The following is a 1,222-nucleotide window of genomic DNA, read 5'->3' on the forward strand; positions in this document are numbered from 1 at the left end:
GGTGCTTGACGGTCTCTGACAGTGGGTCGCGGACCCTGACACCGCTCCCCGCCGCGTTTGTCCTGGTAGGTGACGTTTTGCGTAGCGGGTGTCAGGTGTCAGGTGTCAGGGCGTGACTGGCAAACCCCTAGGAAGGTCGCGTGTCAGAACACGACTGTCAGGCGCGCGCGGACTGTCAGACGTCGGCCATGGCGGGCACGATCCGGTACCGGCCCGGCTTCGAGGTGAGGGCCAGCCGGCCCTCGGTGAGCATCTGCTGGAGCTCGCCCGACACCCATCCGCGCTTGCGGCCGAAGCGCTCGGCGTGCTTCATGACGTCGACCACGCCGATCACCATCGTGCCGCCGGCTTCGAACTGCGCGACGATCTCCTGCAGGGCTGCACGAGCTTCCTCGCGGCTGAGCTCCGCGCCGTCGCCCTGATCGAAGACGACGTTCTCCTCGCCGGGTCGCGGCTGGGGCAGTTCCTGGGTGGGGTCGATGTCACGGTCCTCGTCGTCGAGGCGGCTCACGGTCGTCTCCTGGTCCTCGTCGTTGCTGGGGTTCTCCTCTTCGTGGCGGGCGCGTTCGGTGTACGCCTTGCCGACGGCCTTGGCTGCGGCCGCCGCGGTGACGGGGTCGGGCTTGGCGCCGTTGCGGGCTGCCCATGCGGCGACGGCTTCCATCAGCGAGTTCGCGGACGGCGTGAACCAGCGGGTCCGGCCGGGGCTGGAGTAGCGACCCTCGTCGACACCGGGGGTGACTAGGTAGCAGTAGCCGGGCCGACGGTTGGACCAGCGTTCGGGTGCTGCGCCGGCGTCGATGACCGCGTCGGGGAGCATGAACCCGGCGGCGGTGGCGGTCTGCACGCCGAAGCAGAGGCGGGTGCCGAAGGCGTCGCGGGCGGTGGTGGACATCTGGTCGTGGCTGGGGCGCTGCAGGGAGGCGATGAGGGCGACGCCGCCGGATCGGGCGAGGTTGGCGATGTTGTTGAAGGCGTCGTCGCCGAGGACGGACAGGCTGACGCCGGCTTCCTCGAACCAGGTGACGAGGAACGGCATGCCCGGGCAGCTGCAGGGTCCGTCGGGCCGGCAGGAGTGGGCGGGGTCGTTCTGGGTGACGGCTGCTTCGGCACACCATTGGCGGTAGCCGTGCTGGCCGAGCCATGCGGTGCGGGCCTGGACGACGGGCAGTACTGCCTCGGTCATGGTTTCGGTGCCGGAGGCGTCGGTGGCCCAGTCGAT

Annotated in this window: 1 protein-coding gene; it reads right to left on the reverse strand. The window is 69.9% G+C overall.

Annotated elements, in window-relative coordinates; translation table 11 throughout:
* Positions 1-175: 175 nt before the first annotated feature.
* Positions 176-1,222: hypothetical protein (locus ABD191_RS28810; RefSeq protein WP_344089067.1), on the reverse strand; the 1,047-nt coding region annotated here is incomplete at its 5' end.

It is taken from the genome of Luedemannella helvata, from assembly GCF_039528415.1.
In the GTDB taxonomy this organism is placed as follows: domain Bacteria; phylum Actinomycetota; class Actinomycetes; order Mycobacteriales; family Micromonosporaceae; genus Luedemannella; species Luedemannella helvata.